General features: G+C 35.7%; 21 protein-coding genes. 13 read left to right on the plus strand and 8 right to left on the minus strand.

What is annotated here, in order from left to right; all coding sequences use genetic code 11:
- Positions 1-92 precede the first annotated feature (92 nt).
- Positions 93-1,508, plus strand: coding sequence for an alpha/beta hydrolase family protein (locus tag PXC01_RS08680; RefSeq protein WP_276471889.1), 1,416 nt, complete (start codon positions 93-95; stop codon positions 1,506-1,508).
- Here the strand turns inward: PXC01_RS08680 and PXC01_RS08685 are convergent.
- The gene (locus tag PXC01_RS08685) at positions 1,495-2,238 is read right to left on the minus strand and encodes a DJ-1/PfpI family protein (protein WP_276471890.1); all 744 of its coding nucleotides are present in this window, start codon (positions 2,236-2,238) and stop codon (positions 1,495-1,497) included. The genes PXC01_RS08680 and PXC01_RS08685 overlap by 14 nt on opposite strands.
- 91 nt (positions 2,239-2,329) lie before the next feature.
- Here PXC01_RS08685 and PXC01_RS08690 point away from each other — a divergent pair, with 91 nt between their 5' ends.
- Entirely contained in the window at positions 2,330-2,974 is a 645-nt protein-coding gene (locus PXC01_RS08690) for a DUF1684 domain-containing protein (RefSeq protein ID WP_276471891.1), read from the plus strand.
- A gap of 83 nt (positions 2,975-3,057) precedes the next feature.
- Here the strand turns inward: PXC01_RS08690 and PXC01_RS08695 are convergent, their stop codons facing one another.
- The 5 genes from PXC01_RS08695 to PXC01_RS08715 all read right to left on the minus strand — a co-directional run bounded on the left by PXC01_RS08695 (position 3,058) and on the right by PXC01_RS08715 (position 6,647).
- Entirely contained in the window at positions 3,058-4,074 is a 1,017-nt protein-coding gene (locus PXC01_RS08695) for an outer membrane beta-barrel protein (protein WP_276471892.1), read from the minus strand.
- A 100-nt stretch (positions 4,075-4,174) separates the two neighbouring features.
- Positions 4,175-5,413 carry an ammonium transporter gene (locus PXC01_RS08700; protein WP_276471893.1) on the minus strand — a complete coding sequence of 413 codons (1,239 nt, stop codon included), beginning with the start codon at positions 5,411-5,413 and terminating at the stop codon, positions 4,175-4,177.
- A 34-nt stretch (positions 5,414-5,447) separates the two neighbouring features.
- Positions 5,448-5,786, minus strand: coding sequence for a P-II family nitrogen regulator (locus PXC01_RS08705; RefSeq protein ID WP_058104293.1), 339 nt, complete (start codon positions 5,784-5,786; stop codon positions 5,448-5,450).
- A 291-nt stretch (positions 5,787-6,077) separates the two neighbouring features.
- A complete protein-coding gene (crcB, locus tag PXC01_RS08710; protein WP_276471894.1) occupies positions 6,078-6,449 on the minus strand; it encodes a fluoride efflux transporter CrcB in 372 nt (123 codons plus the stop codon).
- An 18-nt stretch (positions 6,450-6,467) separates the two neighbouring features.
- On the minus strand, positions 6,468-6,647 hold the full coding sequence (locus PXC01_RS08715; RefSeq protein ID WP_276471895.1) for a hypothetical protein: 180 nt from the start codon (positions 6,645-6,647) through the stop codon (positions 6,468-6,470).
- Positions 6,648-6,998: 351 nt separating this feature from the next.
- Here PXC01_RS08715 and PXC01_RS08725 point away from each other — a divergent pair, with 351 nt between their 5' ends.
- Positions 6,999-7,385, plus strand: a complete 387-nt coding sequence (locus PXC01_RS08725) for a nucleoside triphosphate pyrophosphohydrolase family protein (protein ID WP_276471897.1) — start codon at positions 6,999-7,001, stop codon at positions 7,383-7,385.
- Positions 7,386-7,496: 111 nt separating this feature from the next.
- Here PXC01_RS08725 and PXC01_RS08730 read toward each other — a convergent pair whose 3' ends face one another.
- Complete coding sequence (locus PXC01_RS08730) at positions 7,497-8,567, minus strand: branched-chain amino acid aminotransferase (RefSeq protein ID WP_276471898.1); 1,071 nt, start codon at positions 8,565-8,567, stop codon at positions 7,497-7,499.
- A gap of 108 nt (positions 8,568-8,675) precedes the next feature.
- Here PXC01_RS08730 and PXC01_RS08735 point away from each other — a divergent pair, with 108 nt between their 5' ends.
- From PXC01_RS08735 to PXC01_RS08780, 10 genes are all read left to right on the plus strand, one after another.
- Entirely contained in the window at positions 8,676-9,155 is a 480-nt protein-coding gene (locus tag PXC01_RS08735; protein WP_276471899.1) for a DUF4920 domain-containing protein, read from the plus strand.
- The gene (gene mnmC2 / locus PXC01_RS08740; RefSeq protein WP_276471900.1) at positions 9,156-9,818 is read left to right on the plus strand and encodes a tRNA (5-methylaminomethyl-2-thiouridine)(34)-methyltransferase MnmC2; all 663 of its coding nucleotides are present in this window, start codon (positions 9,156-9,158) and stop codon (positions 9,816-9,818) included. It abuts the gene before it with no gap.
- A gap of 114 nt (positions 9,819-9,932) precedes the next feature.
- A complete protein-coding gene (locus tag PXC01_RS08745; protein ID WP_276471901.1) occupies positions 9,933-10,895 on the plus strand; it encodes a TIGR01777 family oxidoreductase in 963 nt (320 codons plus the stop codon).
- A 137-nt stretch (positions 10,896-11,032) separates the two neighbouring features.
- Positions 11,033-11,590: a nucleotide exchange factor GrpE gene (locus tag PXC01_RS08750; RefSeq protein ID WP_276471902.1), complete on the plus strand. Its 558-nt coding sequence runs from the start codon at positions 11,033-11,035 to the stop codon at positions 11,588-11,590.
- 9 nt (positions 11,591-11,599) lie between these two features.
- Complete coding sequence (dnaJ, locus tag PXC01_RS08755) at positions 11,600-12,718, plus strand: molecular chaperone DnaJ (protein WP_276471903.1); 1,119 nt, start codon at positions 11,600-11,602, stop codon at positions 12,716-12,718.
- A gap of 237 nt (positions 12,719-12,955) precedes the next feature.
- Positions 12,956-13,894 carry an ABC transporter ATP-binding protein gene (locus PXC01_RS08760; protein WP_276471904.1) on the plus strand — a complete coding sequence of 313 codons (939 nt, stop codon included), beginning with the start codon at positions 12,956-12,958 and terminating at the stop codon, positions 13,892-13,894.
- Positions 13,887-15,233, plus strand: a complete 1,347-nt coding sequence (locus PXC01_RS08765; RefSeq protein WP_276471905.1) for an ABC transporter permease — start codon at positions 13,887-13,889, stop codon at positions 15,231-15,233. Before PXC01_RS08760 ends, PXC01_RS08765 begins: the two co-directional genes overlap by 8 nt.
- Positions 15,230-16,165, plus strand: a complete 936-nt coding sequence (locus PXC01_RS08770) for a mechanosensitive ion channel family protein (RefSeq protein WP_276471906.1) — start codon at positions 15,230-15,232, stop codon at positions 16,163-16,165. The genes PXC01_RS08765 and PXC01_RS08770 overlap by 4 nt, the downstream gene beginning before the upstream one ends.
- On the plus strand, positions 16,152-17,033 hold the full coding sequence (locus tag PXC01_RS08775; RefSeq protein WP_276471907.1) for a DUF6268 family outer membrane beta-barrel protein: 882 nt from the start codon (positions 16,152-16,154) through the stop codon (positions 17,031-17,033). Before PXC01_RS08770 ends, PXC01_RS08775 begins: the two co-directional genes overlap by 14 nt.
- 9 nt (positions 17,034-17,042) lie before the next feature.
- Positions 17,043-18,206 (plus strand): sigma-54-dependent transcriptional regulator, encoded by a 1,164-nt coding sequence (locus PXC01_RS08780; protein WP_276471908.1) that lies wholly within the window; start codon positions 17,043-17,045, stop codon positions 18,204-18,206.
- A 9-nt stretch (positions 18,207-18,215) separates the two neighbouring features.
- Here PXC01_RS08780 and PXC01_RS08785 read toward each other — a convergent pair whose 3' ends face one another.
- A complete protein-coding gene (locus PXC01_RS08785; RefSeq protein WP_276471909.1) occupies positions 18,216-18,911 on the minus strand; it encodes a hypothetical protein in 696 nt (231 codons plus the stop codon).
- Positions 18,912-18,949 lie beyond the last annotated feature (38 nt).

An 18,949-nucleotide genomic window follows, 5' to 3' on the forward strand; every position in this document is an offset into this window, starting at 1 on the left:
AATTGTTTTACTTAGTTTTAAATCTTGTATATAAAGTACAATTAATAACTATTGTTGAAAATTATTTTGGCTAGATTTTTGATGTGAAATAAATGATGAAAAAAATACTACTTCTTACGTTCGTTTTAATTTCTTCTATAGTTTATTCTCAAGAGCTTAGACTTCTTAAAGGTGCTATTACAGAAAATTTAATAGTAAACGATTCTGTCAACGAAACCTTTTCTCTTTATTTACCTACTAATTTTGATGTTAATAGGCCATGGCCGGTTACTTTTGTTATGGACTTGGAAGGAAAGGGCAGAGCATCTCTTTCTGTGTTGAGTAGTGCTGCAGAACAAGAAGGTTATGTATTGGCCAGCTCTAATAACTTGAGCGATTCTCTTCCAATTTCCCAAAATGTTCTTATTGCAAATAGGATGTTAAATTCTGTATTTAAGTCTATACCTACTGCAAAATATAGAGTGTATACCGCGGGTTTTGAAAATGGGGCTATGTTCGCTTCCCTTTTACCTGCTTTTATAAGTGAACTGAAAGGAGTTATTTCTATAGGTGCTGCTATTGGTAGTTTTGAAGTTCTAAATCCCAAAAAACCTTATCAATTTATTGGCGTGGTCAACAGGGCGGATTTTAATTTTGCATCTATGTACCAGTCCAGATCGGAACTTAATAAATTGAAATTTCCTAATGAATTGTTGGTATTTGATGGTGAGCGAAATTTACCGGAAAAAAATATTATTGCAAAAGCATTTAGAATGTTGACATTGAGCAGTATGGCCAAAGGTCATTTACAACGAAACGATAGTTTGATCAATAGTTCTTACAATGAATTTTTGGTAGATGTAAATGCAAATGTGTCAAACCAAAAACCACTATTGGCTACCTATCAAATGTTGGATATGGAGAAAATATTCTATCCGTTAATGGAATTGGATTCATTAAAGGCTTCACAAAAAATATTAAGAAGAAGTACTTCGTATAAGCAGGCCAATAGAAGCCAGAACAGTTATTTTTTAAAGGAGTCGTTTACCAAGGAGGATTATAGCTACTATTTAGAAGAGGATATCATTTCTTATAACTATGCCAATTTAGGTTGGTGGAAATATCAAATGGAAGAACTGAATAAGTTGGATAAAAGTAGTAATCTGTTTGAGCGTCAAATGTCCTCTAGGTTAAGAGGTTACATCAATGCTTTGGTCTCCGATAATATAGATTTTATAGCTGCCGATGAAATAATAGATTGGGAAGCCTTGAATTTACTATATATGATAAAGACCATTACCGCTCCAACTGAAAGCGAGGGGTATTTAAATGTAATGTCTGCCAGTTCAAAAATGGAGGATTATGGTACGGCTTTATTTTATTTGGAAGAGCTATTAAAAATGGGGTATTCAGATAAACAAAAGCTATATTCAATAGAACATACTTCGTTATTAAGAATTATGCCAGAGTTTAACGAGCTGATCGAAAAGTACTTAAAAGGCGCAAGATATGATGTTATTGAGCGGTAAGGTGTGGCACCTTGGCCAAATCCCAATCTATGACGAGACCTTTTGCCAAAGATTTGGTAATTTCCTTTCCATATAGCACTTCGCAAAGATATAATGCTGCTTCAAAACTTTTTGCACCACCTGCCGAAGTAATGTATTTTCCATCGTGAACAAAAAGTACATTGTCCTTTATGTTTAAATTGGGGAACATGTTTCTGTAATTTTCAACATCACTTGGAAAAGTGGTTGAAGCAACTGAATCTAGAATACCAGCTTTTGCCAAGAGGAAGGCTCCGTCGCAATGACTGGTCATGTACAGTGCGGTTTTGTCAATTTTTTTAATAAAATCCAGCATTAATGTGTCTTTCAAATCAGAGTCCATTGAATGCTCCGCGCTAGGTACTACCAAAATATCTATTTTGGGTAAATCATCTTTGGTATAATCATAGTCTGGCAGTATACGAACGCCTTCAAAAGTAGTGATAGGTTCTAGTGTGTTGGCAACTGAAAAAGTGTTCATTGCCTTAATATTCTCTCTATATTTTGTATGCTGAAAAATATCAAACGGTGCCGTAAACTCTGTGTTGAAAGTGCCTTGCATAATTAGAAAGGCAACATTATAGTTTTTAGGATTTAGTTCTGGTAGTACTCTAGCTTTTTCTGTTATGACCTCTTTTTTTACAGCTGTATTGTTTTCTTGACAACTGCATAAGGTGATTAGTAAAATGGGTAAAATATATATAAACTTCATGATCATAAATGTATAGGGTTCTAAAGTACGATTATATGTTAAAATAACTTAAGGTGAATAAATTGTATTTTTGAAATATAAAGAATGAACTATGAGATTATGTATTGCCGTTTTGGTTTTGGGTATGTTCGTTTCATGCGGACAAGAAAAGAAATATCACGATGTAAAAGATCAGGTCAAGTTAGCGGTAACATCAGATAAGATAGCGGATATTCTAAAATTTCAGGAAGAATTGAACGCTGAGTTTAAAGATCCGGAAACTTCTCCATTGGCAGATCGCTTTCGTATTAATTTTGAGTCGTTAGATTTCTTTGAGCCGGATACCAGCTACGTTGTTCAGGCAGAATTTATAAGAACGCCTGAAGCTTTACCTTTTGCAATGCCTACTACAACAGATAGAGAATCAACAGAGGTGGTCTACGGTATAGCTAAATTTACCTTAAATGGAAAGGAGCATGAATTAGAAATTTATCAATCTCCAGAACTAATTAAGCAAGCAGAATATGAAGATTATTTGTTTTTGCCTTTTACGGATAAAACAAATGGAGAAGAGACCTATGGTGGAGGTAGGTATTTAGATTTAACAATACCCAAGGGAAATAAGATAATTTTGAATTTCAATAAAGCCTATAATCCTTATTGCGCTTATAATAAGAAGTTTAGTTGTCCAATTGTTCCTAAGGTCAATAATTTGGATACAGAAATTAAAGTAGGGGTGAAAGCCTTTGAACATTAATGGGGAAAATAAAAAACCTCGGCAGGTATTGCCGAGGTTTTAAAACTTAAACTATAAAATCAACCATTAATTTTGTAAACAACTTAGAAAGAGTAAACAGCTGCTACTAAGAAAGAAGATAAGCTTTTAGAAGCTGCACCGTCTGCATCAAAGTAAGGCTCTACATCATTACCCCAAGAATCTAATCTGATCTCAGGCTTAATTGTTAAGTTTTCTACCGAGTAACTTCCTGTTAGAGTCAATCCTAATACACTTGGGTTGTCAATACCAGGTGTATCTAAATCAACAGCAAAGTATTCACCTCTTAAACCTATTGAGAAGTCATCTGAAGTAGCGTATTGAGGGTAAAGCGCTACACCTGAAAATCCTGCACCGTCGTTATCTGCATAAGCTGCATTTATTCCTAAGAAGAAATCTTCAGAAAGATCAAAACCACCTGTGTAATCAATTTCGAAACCTAATGCTTCACCACCATCGTAGTAGAAGTTAAGGTACTGACCTGAATACCCTAATTGAGCACCTGCAGAGTAAGCCCCGGTTAAGTTATTGTTCGTATCAGTTACGTTCATAATAGCTAACATTAAACTGAAATCATCAGAAAGTGCAAAATCAGCCTTTAAACCTACGTGAGAGAAAGGTCCATTAGAAAATAAGTAAGATGTGCTGTAGTTAAAATTGCCTACAGGAGAAATTACTTCGTATCCTAAATAGGTATTAAACCTACCCATTGTTAAAGTAGTACCTTCGGATACATTCCAGTAAGCATAAAGTTGGTTTAAGTTATACCCGCCAACAGCTTCATCTCCTCTTGGTCCAAAAACTACATCTGCAACTACACCTGTTTTTTCGCCTTCGTAGGCAGCAATTATATTTGCCATACCTAGAGCAAAACCTAATTCATTGGCAAATGAACTGCCGAATGATTGTGCTGTTGCGTCTGATGCACTTAAGTTAGTTTGATAGTAAGCATCAACAGAACCACTAATACTTATTTTTTTCTCTTCTTCCTCTTCTTGAGCTACTACACCAGCCGCTGCAAAAAGCATAAGCCCTGTTGCGAAAATATTTTTTACGTACTTTGTATTTATAATCGTTTTCATAAGTTTTGATTTAATCCCTAATGGGATGAATTAATTTTGAGAAATTTATTTATTGAAAAGGTTATGTAACGGAGCGTTCTGCAAAACGCTCCGTATTTTTTTAGTGTTGGTTCATTCTAAAATCAGCATAAGCATCCATACCGTGCTCATGAATATCTAGACCTTCAACTTCTTCTTCTTTAGAAACTCTAAGTCCAATAGTAGCTTTAAGTACTCCTAAGATAATACCAGAGGTAACTATACAGAACCCGCCTACAATCAATACACCGTATAATTGTGTCATGAACTGAGCTCCACTGGCCATGCTACCAAAGATACCTACAACCAATGTTCCCCAAATACCACAGATCAAGTGAACCGCTACGGCACCTACAGGGTCATCTAATTTTAATTTGTCTACCAAGGCAACACCACCTACAATGATAATACCGGCAATGAATCCAATGATTACAGCTTCGTTTGGTGACATTAAATCCGCTCCTGCGGTAATACCTACCAATCCACCAAGAATACCGTTCAAGAACATAGTTAAATCTAGGTTCTTATAAAGAATAGTAGAGGTAATCATTGCTCCAAATCCACCAGCGGCTGCAGCCAAACTTGTAGTCACCAATACTAAAGATGTCAATTCTGGATCTGCGGATAATACTGATCCACCGTTAAACCCGAACCATCCTAACCATAATATCAATACACCAGCCGTAGCCATTGGTATACTATGGCCCGGTATAGCTTTTGGTTTACCATCTTTACCGAATTTTCCAATTCTAGAACCTAAAAGATAAATTGCAACTAAAGCTGCCCACCCACCAACTGAGTGTACTAATGTAGAACCTGCAAAATCATAGAATCCCCATGAATCCAAGAATCCGCCTCCCCATTTCCAAGCACCTACTATAGGGTATACCAAACCAACATAGATTACGGTAAATATCATGAAAGCTCCAATTTTCATACGTTCTGCTACTGCACCAGATACAATAGTAGCCGCTGTAGCCGCGAACATTCCTTGGAAAAGAAAGTCTGTCCACCATGTGTAGCCACCATCTGCATAGTCTGGTGTCATACCACCTTCAGGGGCACCTATACCAAAACCTGCAAATTTTAAAAGACCCATATCTCCTTCTTCAAAACCTGGGTACATTAAATTGAATCCCCATGCATAGTAAAGAAGTAATCCACCTGTTATAATGAAGATATTCTTGAACAATATGTTGATCGTGTTCTTTTGTCTTGTTAAGCCAATCTCTAAAAAGGCAAAACCAGTATGCATGAAGAATACCAATGCGGTAGCCACCATCATCCATACGTTATTTGCTGTAAATAATCCTGCGTCCATTTCGTTTAGTTTTTTAGTTAGTTAGTTATTTTATTTAGTTAATACCGGCCAAACCGTCTTCTTTAGTTCTTATTCTATATGCTTGAAGAACTTCGGATACAAATATTTTACCGTCACCTACATTGCCAGAGTAAGCTGCCTCTAGTATTTTATTAACTGTTTTTTCAAGAAAGTCATCTGATACTACAATGGTTAGGTACCTACGTTGAATATCTGTAGTACTGTAAGAGATACCACGGTACACGTGACCTTCTTTTTCATTACCTACACCTGTTACATCCCAGTAACTGAAGAAATTTACTTCAATACTGTGCAACGCTTCTTTGACATCGTCAAACTTTGATTTTCTAATAATTGCCTCGATTTTTTTCATTTGAATAAGTTTTTGATATTGCCAAATATATGTTAAAAACATTGGCACCCTAAAAATATGAGGGTATCTGTGTATATTTTTATGAGTATGACAATATATACCCCTAAAATTTTAGGGTATTGTTATTTATAGATAAAATTATTGACGATATGAAGAAGTGGGATAGGTTGATTATCTTAAATCATAGAATAATCGTTAGAAAAAAGAGTGATTATCTAACGATTGTTTAATAAAACGGCAAATACCTAAAAAAATGTATAAAAATAAAATAGTACCTAATGAATGTTAGTTCTATAACATTTTACAGATCCACAACCCAAATGATATGGCCAATATACCTACGGCGACACTTGATCCCATGTAAAATGATGTTTGTAGCAAAGAAGATTCTTTAAATAGTATATTACTTTCTAGTGCGAATGTAGAGAAAGTGGTAAAGCCTCCGCAGAAACCGGTGGCTAATAATAAAGTTTGATTTTCTGAAATGTAATTGTTCTTGAGGGAGAGTCCTATTAGTATACCTATTAGTAAGCAGCCAATTATATTGACCAAAAATGTACCTAAGTAGAAATTTGAATAGTAGGCGTTTAGGTTCTTGGATATATAGTATCTTAAAATACTACCAAAACCGCCGCCTAAAAAAACCAGTATTAATTGTTTCATACCTTATAAAGGTATAAACTAAACTGCTTTCTTGTAACTTGTGGTAAGTAAATCTAACGGGTAGATTACAGATGTTGGTTGTTTGGCTGATTTCTGGGAAGGTGTTTTGGCCTTTTGAGAAACACTGATCAAACTTACTACCACCAAGGCGATGTTAATGCCTACTAATACTGAAAAAATTGTAAGAAATGTCATCATAATTTATTACATCTTATAGATGAATAACGCAAAATTACGGTATTTGGTATATATAACGGCGTTTATTACCGTTTTGTTGTGAAAACGATAATTTTTGTGGTGTAGGAAAAAATTTAACTATTCTTTTAGGAAAAACTTGATAAATAATAGTAGAATTAAGAATAGTGTAAAGAAAACACCTATCCATTTTACACCTTTAAAATTCTTTTGATGTAATTTAAGGTCCTTTTTATATGAAATAACAATTATTATGGCAAAAACTACAGCAAATGCTATTGCAAAAATGATTTGTCCGGTGCTGAACATATTTTATATTTTTACGCAAAGCTAACCGAAAACAATATAATAAGGATGAAAAATAAAATCAAAGCGGTAGAACAGTTTCATAATTCTTTTGGTCTTGGCGTTTCAGAGCAAATGATCGCAGATTTAGGAGAGGCAAAGAATACTTTACGTTTTAATTTGATGGATGAAGAAAACCAAGAGTATTTGGAGGCTGCTATGAATAATGATATGGTGGAAGTGGCAGATGCTTTGGGTGATATGTTATACATATTATGTGGAACTATATTAGAACACGGTATGCAGCATAAAATTGAAGAGGTGTTCAATGAAATTCAAAGAAGTAATATGAGCAAACTTGGTGGTGACGGTAAACCAATTTATAGAGAAGATGGAAAGGTGCTTAAAGGACCCAATTACTCCAAGCCAAATATTGCGGCTATTTTAGATAAATAAAACACCTTGTGGCAAGCCCATAAGGAAATAAGTTTTTAAATAGGCAAGCCTCGGGGGAATTATACCCTTTTGCCGTGCCAATAAAAAAAAAGGGGCTATATGCCCCCTTTTTTATGCTTTTACCTTATATCTCCATCCAAACTTATCTTCAGATTTGTTGTACTGAATATCGGTAATGATTTTCTTTAATTGTTGTCCAAAACTATTTTCTAATTCTGGTAGGTCATAATCTGTGTCTCTATAGCCAAAACCGGCTATAGGAGAAATTACGGCTGCGGTACCGGCACCGAACATTTCTTTTAATGAACCGTCTTTTGCGGCTTCAACAACTTCTTTTACCGTAATTTTTCTAACCTCCGTTTTAATACCTTGGTCTTTGGCGATATCTAAAATACTTTTTCTGGTAATACCATCCAGGATACGGTCACTGGTAGGTCCTGTTAATAGGGTGTCGTTTATTCTTATGAATATGTTCATGGCACCGGCCTCTTCAATAAACTCGTGGTTGGTGTCATCTGTCCATATTACTTGATTATATCCTTTTTCAACGGCTAGTTGCGTGGGGTAGAACTGACCGGCATAATTTCCACCGGCTTTAGCATAACCAACACCACCATTGGCAGATCTAGAATATTTCTCTTCTATAAGTACTTTTACTTTGCCAGAAAAATAGGAGCCGGAAGGTGCACAAGCTATTATAAATGTGTACTCATTTGCTGGCGATGCATGAAATCCATTGCCAGAGGCGAACATAAATGGTCTAATATATAGAGAACTACCATCTTTGGTAGGTATAAAATCTTTGTCCAAATTTAAAAGTGTGATCAAACCTTCCATAAAGTAATCTTCAGGAATTTCTGGAATACACATTCTTTTGGCAGAAATATTAAAACGCTTATGATTTTCTAACGGCCTAAATAAATAGACATCGTCATTTTTATCCTTATAAGCTTTCATACCTTCAAAAATAGACTGTCCGTAATGAAAAATCTTTGATGAAGGGTCTAATGTAATTGGTTGGTATGGTGTTATTTTAGGGGTTTCCCATGCACCGTTCTTATACTTGCATACCAACATATGGTCCGTAAATACTGAACCAAAGGCAAGATTATCGAAATCTACTTGGTCAATTTTTGACTTTTTTACCTTCTCTACTATAATATCTTTCGTTGCAATACTCATGAAATATGTAACTTTAGTTGATTAAAATTAAACAAATATCCATACTAGCACTTCTTTTTTAGTTTTAAATTGATGAGTTTTGCAGGTATATCAACATTTTTAGGATTTATGAAAGGATTTAACATATTACTTGCTTTTTTATTTGGGTTTTTTACGTGCCTCGCCCAACAAGAAGCTGAATTGGATGCAACTGAATTTTATGGAGAAAAGTTTAAAATCACTTCTTTAAGCGATAAAAGTGAAGTAATGTCACAATTTGCATCCCTACCGGTGTCAGATTCTTTAAAACTTCAATTTAAGACCAAGGTTAAAGAAGTTTGTAAGGTAAAGGGGTGTTGGATGATCGTTGAGTTGCCTGAAGGTGAACAGGCAATGGTTCGTTTTAAGGATTACGGTTTCTTTATGCCTGCCGATATTCTTGAAAAAGAAGTCGTTTTGAACGGAATGGCATTTGTTGAGGAAATGAGTGTTGGTGATCAACAACATTACGCCAAGGACGGTGGTAAAACAGCAGAAGAAATAGCAAAAATAACAGCTCCTAAAAGAACTTATAGTTTTGAGGCAAGTGGAGTAATAGTTCCTAATTAATTGAAAAGAGAAATTATTACCACGGGCGATGGTTCCAAGACCATTCAAATCATGGATTGGCAAGAGCAATACCATTCCAAACACGGCGCTATTCAAGAAGCTTACCACGTCTTTATTAAATCTGGCTTGGATTTATTCAATGATCAAGAGTTGAATATTCTTGAAATAGGTTTTGGTACTGGTTTAAATGCTTTCATTACATTAATTGAATATGAAAAGCGAAACCTTCAAATTAAATACACTGGTGTAGAGGCATATCCTGTTTCTCCAGAAGAGCTTGAACAATTAAATTATCTAGAGGAATTAGAGTCCCTTTCAAGAAAAGATAATTTTGATCTAATGCACGCTTCGGCATGGGGTAAAGAAATAGAAATCACTTCAAATTTTCACCTTACAAAGCAGCAAAAGTTTTTTAAGGATATTGATGAAACTGACAGGTTTGATCTAATTTATTTTGATGCCTTCGGTGCACGTGTTCAGCCGGAATTATGGACCGTCAAAATTTTTCAAATTATGTTCAATGCTATGAAAAGAGGAGGTGTTTTGGTTACTTATGCCGCTAAAGGTAGTGTTAGGCGTGCTATGCTAGAGGTTGGCTTTCTTGTGGAAAGATTACCTGGCCCGCCGGGCAAAAGAGAGATGTTGCGCGCCAAAAAACAATAGTCTTTTTTTGTTTTAGAGAAACTTTAACAGGTTGTAGGTCAATAGCTTTGGCAACTATGTTAAATCGGAATTAAATAGTATATGCAGAAGTATCAAAAAGTATACCTTTAGTCCATGAAAGTATTGATAACAGGTGCAACAGGTTTAGTAGGTAGCGAGTTGGTGTCTCAATGCCATGATATAGGTTATACGGTAAACTACCTTACAACCCGTAAAAATAAAATTGTTTCAAAAGTTAATTACCAAGGCTTTTTTTGGGATCCAAGCAAAGGAGAGATAGATGCTAAATGTTTAGATGGTGTCTCTGTAATTATAAATTTAGCTGGGTCCAGTATTTCTAAGAGGTGGACAAGCAGTTATAAAAAAGAAATTGTTGATAGTAGGGTCAATTCTTTGGATTTATTGAAGAAAGCCTTACTTGAAAAAGAAAATCATTCCGTTACTTCTTTGGTTTCCGCTTCGGCAATAGGTATCTATCCAGATTCTTTTAGTAATTATTATACAGAAAATGAAGAGAAGGTAGATGATAGCTTTTTAGGGGAAGTAGTTAAAATATGGGAAAAGAAAATCAATGAATTTAAGGCGTTGGGTCTGTCTGTCGCAAAAGTCCGTATTGGTCTGGTTATGTCAAAAAACGGGGGTGCGTTGCCAGAAATGGCAAAACCCGTTAACTATTATGTAGGTGCCGCTTTTGGTTCCGGAGAGCAGTGGCAATCTTGGATTCATGTTGCTGATTTGGCAGCCATTTTTCTTCATATAACTAAATACAGGTTAAAAGGTATATTTAATGGTGTTGCGCCTAACCCGGTTACCAATGTAAAATTGATTAAAGAAATAGCCAAAGTTTTGGATCGGCCATTATTTCTGCCCAATGTTCCAAAATTTGTAATGTATACGGTACTTGGTAAAATGGCATATATATTATTTGCCAGTCAGCGTGTCAGCAGTAAGAAAATAGAAGAAGAAGGTTTTGTATTTCAATATGCCAATATTTGTCAAGCCCTTAGCGCTATTTATGATACGGATTCTGACTGTGTAGATACTAATAATAAGGTGACAAAACAGTTTGTTTCGTGAAAACCGGTCAAAATATGAGATATGATTAATCCGCTATTTGGCGGATTTTTTTTAAACTTTTGTGACATTTTGACATTTTTAAAGAATTGGCAGTACTTTTGCCTGCTTTTAACCAGCGATTTAAATTACGATAAGTTATGAGTGATAAAGAAAACACTTTGGATGATGAATTCTTGGATGATGCGCTATTGGAAGGCGAAGAGCAAGAACAAAAGCTAGAGAATGAAGAGGGGGAAGAAGAAAAGTCAGTAGAAGAGACACTTAGTGAAGAGTTAGCAAAAGAAAAAGATAAGTTTTTAAGATTGTTTGCAGAATTTGAGAATTATAAAAGACGTACTTCTAAAGAACGTATGGAATTGTTCAAGACTGCAGGACAAGAGGTAATAGTTTCATTATTGCCTGTATTGGATGATTTTGACAGGGCAATGAAAGAACTGGCAAAGTCAGAGGATACAGAAGTATTTAAGGGAGTAGAGCTAATTAATGTAAAGCTTAGGGAGACCCTTAAAGGCAAAGGTCTGGAATTGGTAGAGGCAAATGCCGGTGATGTATTCGATGCTGAAATACACGAGGCAATAACTCAAATACCGGCTCCTGATAAAAAGATGAAAGGTAAAATTATCGATGTCATCGAAAAAGGATTTAAGTTGGGAGACCGTATTATCAGGCATCCAAAAGTAGTAGTAGGAAATTAAAAGATTGGAATGAAGGAAGATTATTATGAAGTATTGGGCATCAGTAAGAATGCAACTGCTGCAGAAATAAAGAAAGCATACCGTAAAAAAGCTTTGCAATATCACCCGGATAAAAATCCAGGAGATAGTTCTGCCGAAGAGAAATTTAAAAAATCTGCTGAAGCTTATGAAATCTTAAGCGATCCAGATAAGAAAGCTCGTTACGATCAGTTTGGTCATTCTGCCTTTGAAGGCGGCGGTGGCGGCGGTTTTGGCGGCGGTATGAATATGGATGATATCTTCAGTCAGTTCGGTGATATTTTCGGCGGCGGCTTTGGCGGCGGCGGCTTTGGTGGTTTTGGCGGTGGCGGTGGCCAGCGTAGGGTTAAGGGAAGCAATCTTCGTATTAGGGTTTCTTTGACCTTGGAAGAAATTGCCAATGGCGTTGAGAAAAAGGTTAAGGTTAAAAGAAAAGTTCAGGCAGAAGGTGTAACCTACAAAACATGTTCTACTTGTAATGGTAGAGGTCAGGTAACAAAAGTTCAGAATACCATACTTGGTAGAATGCAAACTGCTGCGGTATGTAGTACTTGCGGTGGTAGTGGCCAGATTTTGGACCGTAAGCCTAACGATGCTGATGCGCAAGGTCTTAAAATTGCAGAAGAGACCGTTTCTATTAATATACCTGCCGGTGTAGAGGAAGGTATGCAGTTAAAAGTATCGAACAAAGGTAACGATGCTCCAGGAAACGGAGTACCGGGAGATTTGCTGGTAGCCATAGAGGCACAAGAGCATAGTACTCTAAAAAGAGAGGGAGATAACCTTCACTATGATCTTTATATAAGTATTTCTGATGCTGTTTTGGGTACTTCTAAAGAAATAGACGCCGTTGGTGGTAAAGTTCGTATTAAGTTAGAAGCTGGTATACAGTCCGGTAAAATATTAAGGCTTAGAGGTAAAGGTATTACCAGTTTAAATGGTTACGGTGCCGGTGATATATTGGTACATGTAAATGTTTGGACGCCCAAGGAGTTGAATAAAGAACAACGGGAGTTCTTTGAGAAAATGCAGGGCAATGATAACTTTGAGCCAAGACCGGAGAAATCGGACAAGTCATTTTTTGAGAAAGTAAAAGATATGTTCTCTTAAATTCTAATTGATTAGTTTTTAAATAAAAAACGTATATTTGAGATAATATTGGGCAACCAATATTAATTTTCTTTTTCATAGCAATTTTTTTCCCATCCTTGATTTATCAAGGGTGGGTTTTGCTTTTTATAACTTATTTGATTGATGGAATAGCGCTTTTAAAGTCCTGTTCTATAAAGGAATCATAAAGAGTGTAGCTAGTCGAAACATTTCAATATCTTTGTAGAAATTGAGTACATGAGTCACATTTTGGTAGCTAGTGATGTCACCAAACAGTTTGGAAGCCATACGGCGTTGAAGAACGTTTCCCTTGAAATACCTAAGAATAGTATTTATGGATTGCTAGGTCCTAACGGGGCAGGTAAAACCACATTGATACGTATCATAAATCAAATTACTTTTCCCGATCAGGGAGCTGTCTATTTTGACGGTGAGCTGCTTAAATCAGAGCATATAGCGCAGATAGGTTACTTGCCAGAAGAACGTGGTCTGTACAAAAGCATGAAGGTAGGTGAGCAAGCTCTTTATCTTGCACAGTTAAAAGGCCTGTCCAAGGCAGAGGCAAGAAAGAGATTGAAATATTGGTTCGAAAGATTGGAGATCGGTGATTGGTGGAACAAGAAAATACAAGAGCTTTCTAAAGGAATGGCACAAAAAATACAATTTGTGGTCACTGTACTTCACGAGCCTAAGTTGCTTATTTTTGATGAACCGTTTAGTGGTTTTGACCCAATAAATGCCAATATCATAAAGGAGCAGATTTTAAGTTTAAAGGAAAATGGAACTTCTATTATTTTTTCTACACATAGAATGGAGTCTGTTGAAGAATTGTGCGAATATATTGCATTGATTCATAAATCTGAGAAGATATTGGACGGCAAATTATCGGATATTAAGAGAGCCTACAAGAATAATATTTTTGAAATTGGTTTAGAAACCGATAATCAACAAGGGCTAATACATGAAATGGAAGATAAATTTCACATTATTTCGCAAGATTACGATAGTATTGAAAATCAGCTAAACCTTAGGGTACAACTACCTTCTAATCAATCTGGTGAAATTTTATCCTTTTTGGGTTCTAGGGCAAACGTAAATGGCTTCGTTGAAACTATACCGTCTGCCAACGATATATTTATTAGAACCATCCAAAATAAAAATATCGATAATGAATAAGTTACCGTTAATAATTAAAAGAGAATACATAGCCAAGGTAAGAAACAAGTCTTTTGTGGTTATGACTTTTTTGAGTCCTATTTTAATGGTGGGTATGGTATTGTTGATTGCTTATTTGACCCAATTAAACGATACTGAAAAGAAGGTAATAGGGGTTTTGAACGAAAGTGGCTATTTTGCAAATGAGTTTGTAACCACAGAAGCCACCTCGTATATTAATTTTCAAGATATAACGCTGGCACAGGCAAAGGATTCTACTATGGGGTTGGGCTTTTATGGTCTTATATATTTGCCAGACGAACCTAACCTTGAACAAGTTGCCCAACGTGCCTTTTTTTATAGTAAAGATGCGCCAAGTGCCACGGTCCTAAATAAGTTGGAAAAATCAATCACCGGTAGACTGCGTCAAGAGCGGTTACGTGAACTTGGGGTATCGCCTAAGGAGTATGCGGAAATGGACCGCGATTATACCATTAATATTGAAACGTTCGATGGCCTCCAGAACGTTAAAGGGATTAACGAAATTAAAGCTATTATTGGGGGCGCATTCGGTTATCTGATAATGATGTTCATCATTATATATGGCGGTTTTGTAATGCGCAGCGTCATAGAAGAGAAGACAAGCCGAATTATTGAAGTCATTATATCATCCGTAAAACCTTTTCATTTGATGATGGGCAAGATTATAGGTACTTCATTGGCGGGTATTACGCAATTTGGAATTTGGATCATCTCTGGAGCAATTTTGCTATTTATAGGTCTGGCTATTTTTGATATAGACCCGGCAAGTCTTACTAAAGGTAGTGGTATGGCGCCGGGTATGGGCAATACTACGAATGTAGATGTAGATGCGCTTACCCAAAACATTCAATTATATACCCAAGAAATCTTTGAGTTGCCCATTTTTGCAATGCTTTTCTTTTTTATTGTGTATTTCATGTTAGGGTATTTAATTTATAGTTCTATTTACGCAGCTATTGGTGCGGCAGTTGATAATGAGACAGATACCCAACAGTTTATATTTCCTGTAATATTACCTTTAATGTTGGCTATCTATGTTGGGTTCTTTTCAGTATTTAGTAACCCTAACGGACCAATAGCTGTTGGGTTCTCACTTTTTCCGTTGACGTCTCCTATAGTTATGTTAATGCGTTTACCTTGGGGCATAGGTGAAGGTGGTGTGCCGGTTTGGCAATTGATTGCGTCAATTCTAATATTAATAGGTACTTTTATTGGTATAGTATGGGTAGCCGCAAAAATTTATAGAGTAGGCATTTTAATGTACGGTAAAAAACCAAGTTATAAAGAACTGTATAAGTGGCTTAAATATTCGTCATGATTCAAGAAGGCACAGAAACGATAAAAGAGATAATTGAAGATGATATTTGGGGTACTATAAAAAAGTTTTTAGACCTAGGTTATCATTTTGGGGAAGGTGACAAATCTATTCACATAACCATAGGATTGCTATTGTTATTAACAGTGGCATTTTTACTTACCAGTACGGTTTTACAGGCTATCCGTAGATTCTTTACTAGAAAAATGGAGGTCGATGATAAACTTAAGTTCATCAGCATTTTCAAATTTATAAAGTATCTGGTCTATGTTGTAGTCATTCTCTTTACCATGAGTGCCGCCGGTATTGATATTACAATTTTAATAACGGCATCCGCAGCACTTTTTGTAGGGCTTGGTTTGGCTTTACAAGAAATTTTCCAAGATATCATTGGGGGTATATTCATTATAGTGGATAAATCTTTAAGAGTTGGTGATATTATTGAAATAGACAATAAGGTAGGTAAGGTATTTGAAATTAAATTACGTACCACAAGAGCCATTACAAGGGATGATAAGGTTATTATAATACCAAATCATAAGTTTATTAGTGATATAGTTTACAACTATACCCAAAACCATAAGACTACTAGGGAATTGGTGCGTGTGGGCGTTGCATATGGTAGTGATGTTGAATTGGTAACGAACATTCTTATAGATGTGGTAAAATCGCAACGAACTATTTTAAAGAGCCCTAAACCTTTTGTAATTTTTGAAGACTTCGGTGATTCGGCACTCATTTTTGCCGTTAATTTTTACATTACAGATAGTTTTACCGATCCCCGTGTTAAAAGTGCGATAAGATATAGAATAGATGCTGAATTTAGAAAGCATAAAATTTCTATCCCTTTTCCTCAAAGAGATGTACATTTGTTTCAACAGGGTACAATTCAAAACAACAACGTCTCAAATGCAGAGGGTGATGAAAAAGCATAGATTACTTGTTCTGTTTTTATGCTTTATTTTCTTCACTTTGTCCAAAACTACAGGGCAAACACCAGATGTATTTAGACTGGAATATATGTTAATGCCAGAAAATAGCGGAGATGTTGAAACATCACGTATTAAACTGGTTTTAAATGTACCCGTTGCAGTTCGTGATAAAAAAGATTTTCTGGTTCTTGGTGCAGAGTACAATCGATATAATTTTGAAGTTCCTGATGATCTTTTCCCTAATTCAGGTGATTTGAGCAAGTTTCATGTGTTGGATGTGAATTTGGCATATATGTACAAATTGACGGAAAATTGGAGGCTAATAGGTGTTGTTACCCCTAGATGGTCTACCAATTTTGTACAAGAATTGGAGAATGACGATTTTAATATGAACTATACCTTGGGTGCCTATAAGAATGTCAAAGATGTAGATAAGCCTTTTATATTGGTTTTGGGTATTTCATATAATGGTACATCGCCCATAGATGTTCCTTTGCCTTTTGTATATTATGAGAAAAGATTTCATCCCAACTGGGCATATACCTTGGGCGCACCAAAATCAGGTATGAAATATTTTACCAAAAAGGGTCATTTCTTTCAAACGGAAATTTTCTTGGATGGGTATTATGTCAATATTCAGAACGATATTTTATTACCAGGTAATAATTTATCTACCGATGTTTCTTCTACGGCATTATTATTGACTTTAGGTTATCAGTATAAAATAACTAAGGATATGTCCGTTTATTTAATAGGTGGTCGTTCCATTTATCAAAATAGTGCGTTACGTAATGCACAAAGAGATGATATATTTACGTTGAACGATGCATCTGGTCTATATTTTAGAACAGGAATAAGAATAGGAATTTAAAAAGCAGTTATGTCAAAGATATTAGTAATAGAAGATGAGGCGGCAATTAGAAGGGTATTGGTAAAAATTCTATCCGAAGAAAATGATACCTACTCCGTAGATGAAGCAGAAGATGGATTGAAAGGGATTGAAATTATAAAGAACAATGATTATGACTTGGTATTATGTGATATAAAAATGCCAAAAATGGATGGGGTAGAGGTTCTTGAGGCTGCTAGAAAAATTAAACCGGAAATTCCGTTTATCATGATTTCCGGACACGGAGATTTAGATACTGCGGTAAATACTATGCGCTTAGGGGCATTTGATTATATTTCCAAACCGCCAGATTTAAATAGGTTGCTTACCACGGTAAGAAATGCTTTAGATAGAAAGGTTCTGGTAGTGGAGAATAAAAACTTAAAGAAAAAAGTTAGTAAGAATTACGAGATGATCGGTGAGAGTAGCGAAATTGGTACGATCAAGGAAATGATCGAAAAGGTTGCGCCTACTGATGCCCGTGTTTTAATAACCGGTTCTAACGGTACGGGTAAAGAATTAGTTGCACATTGGTTGCATGAAAAAAGTGCAAGAAGTTCCGGTGCTTTTATAGAGGTCAACTGTGCCGCAATACCGTCAGAATTAATTGAAAGTGAACTGTTCGGTCATGTAAAAGGTGCTTTTACATCTGCTGTCAAAGATAGGGCAGGAAAGTTTGAGGCTGCCAATAAAGGTACCATATTCCTAGATGAAATAGGTGATATGAGCCTTTCTGCACAGGCAAAAGTATTAAGAGCGCTACAAGAAAGCAAAATTTCGCGTGTAGGTACGGATAAGGATATAAAAGTTGACGTTCGTGTGCTTGCCGCTACCAATAAAGATTTAAAGAAGGAAATTGAAAAAGGTAACTTTAGAGAAGATTTATACCACAGACTTGCGGTTATACTTATTCAAGTTCCTAGCTTGAACGATAGAAGAGATGATATACCCTTGTTAATAGAACATTTTTCCAAAAAGATTGCAGCGGAACAAGGTATGGCCGGTAAAACGTTTTCAGATAAAGCCATTAAGTTGTTAAAGGCATATGATTGGACGGGGAATATTCGTGAACTAAGAAATGTTGTTGAAAGACTTATTATTCTTGGAGGTCAAGAAGTGTCAGAAGATGATGTAAAATTGTTTGCAAGTAAATAAGTATTGTAATTACTTTTTGCTGTTGCAATTGCCAATTTTATTTAATGCTTCTTGGGTAATCTCTTTGGTACGTAAGTTATAGTATTTACTACCTTCAGAGATATTGGGTTTTAATAATTGCGCTTCGCATTCATCAAAAATTCGGGTAGCAAAAGCTGTTGCGTCCTTACAATTAACACTTTCAACCACCTTGTTCAATGAAATACGATACTTTTCCAAGGAAGTGTCTATAGTTTTAAACAGGTCTTTTTTCTTTGTTATTTTTTTTGATGAAGAATTATTGGCAGAAGCATTCGTATTAATAGAGAGTGATTCGTTATCGTATGCACTTTCATGAGTTTCGTGAGACTCTAATACCAATATGGTGTTGTTGGTTAATTCTATAGATTTGTTCAAATAGCTTAAAGTACCTTCCAAAGTTGTAGATTTTGTGGCAAGTGACAATACTTCCATATTTTCTAACATACTTTCCTTTGCTAATTTACAACCACAAATATTTAATTGGTTCTTAGACTTTTCTAGGGCTCCTAATGCTCTGTAGGCGTAAAAACGTGCTTGGTTTATATCTTGGGTAAGTAATGCGGCATCTATCTGAGACTTGGCATAACCCATATTAGAATTGGCATATTCACACTCAACATTTTTACCGAAAGAGGATAGGGACAGTAGTGCGATGGCACAGAAAAAAAAGAAATTTTTCTTCATAAGTAGGTTATTTAGGTGTAAGATTTGGGACCTTACAC

Origin of the sequence: Maribacter huludaoensis, from assembly GCF_029350945.1 — a bacterium.
GTDB classification, from domain to species: Bacteria; Bacteroidota; Bacteroidia; order Flavobacteriales; family Flavobacteriaceae; genus Maribacter; species Maribacter huludaoensis.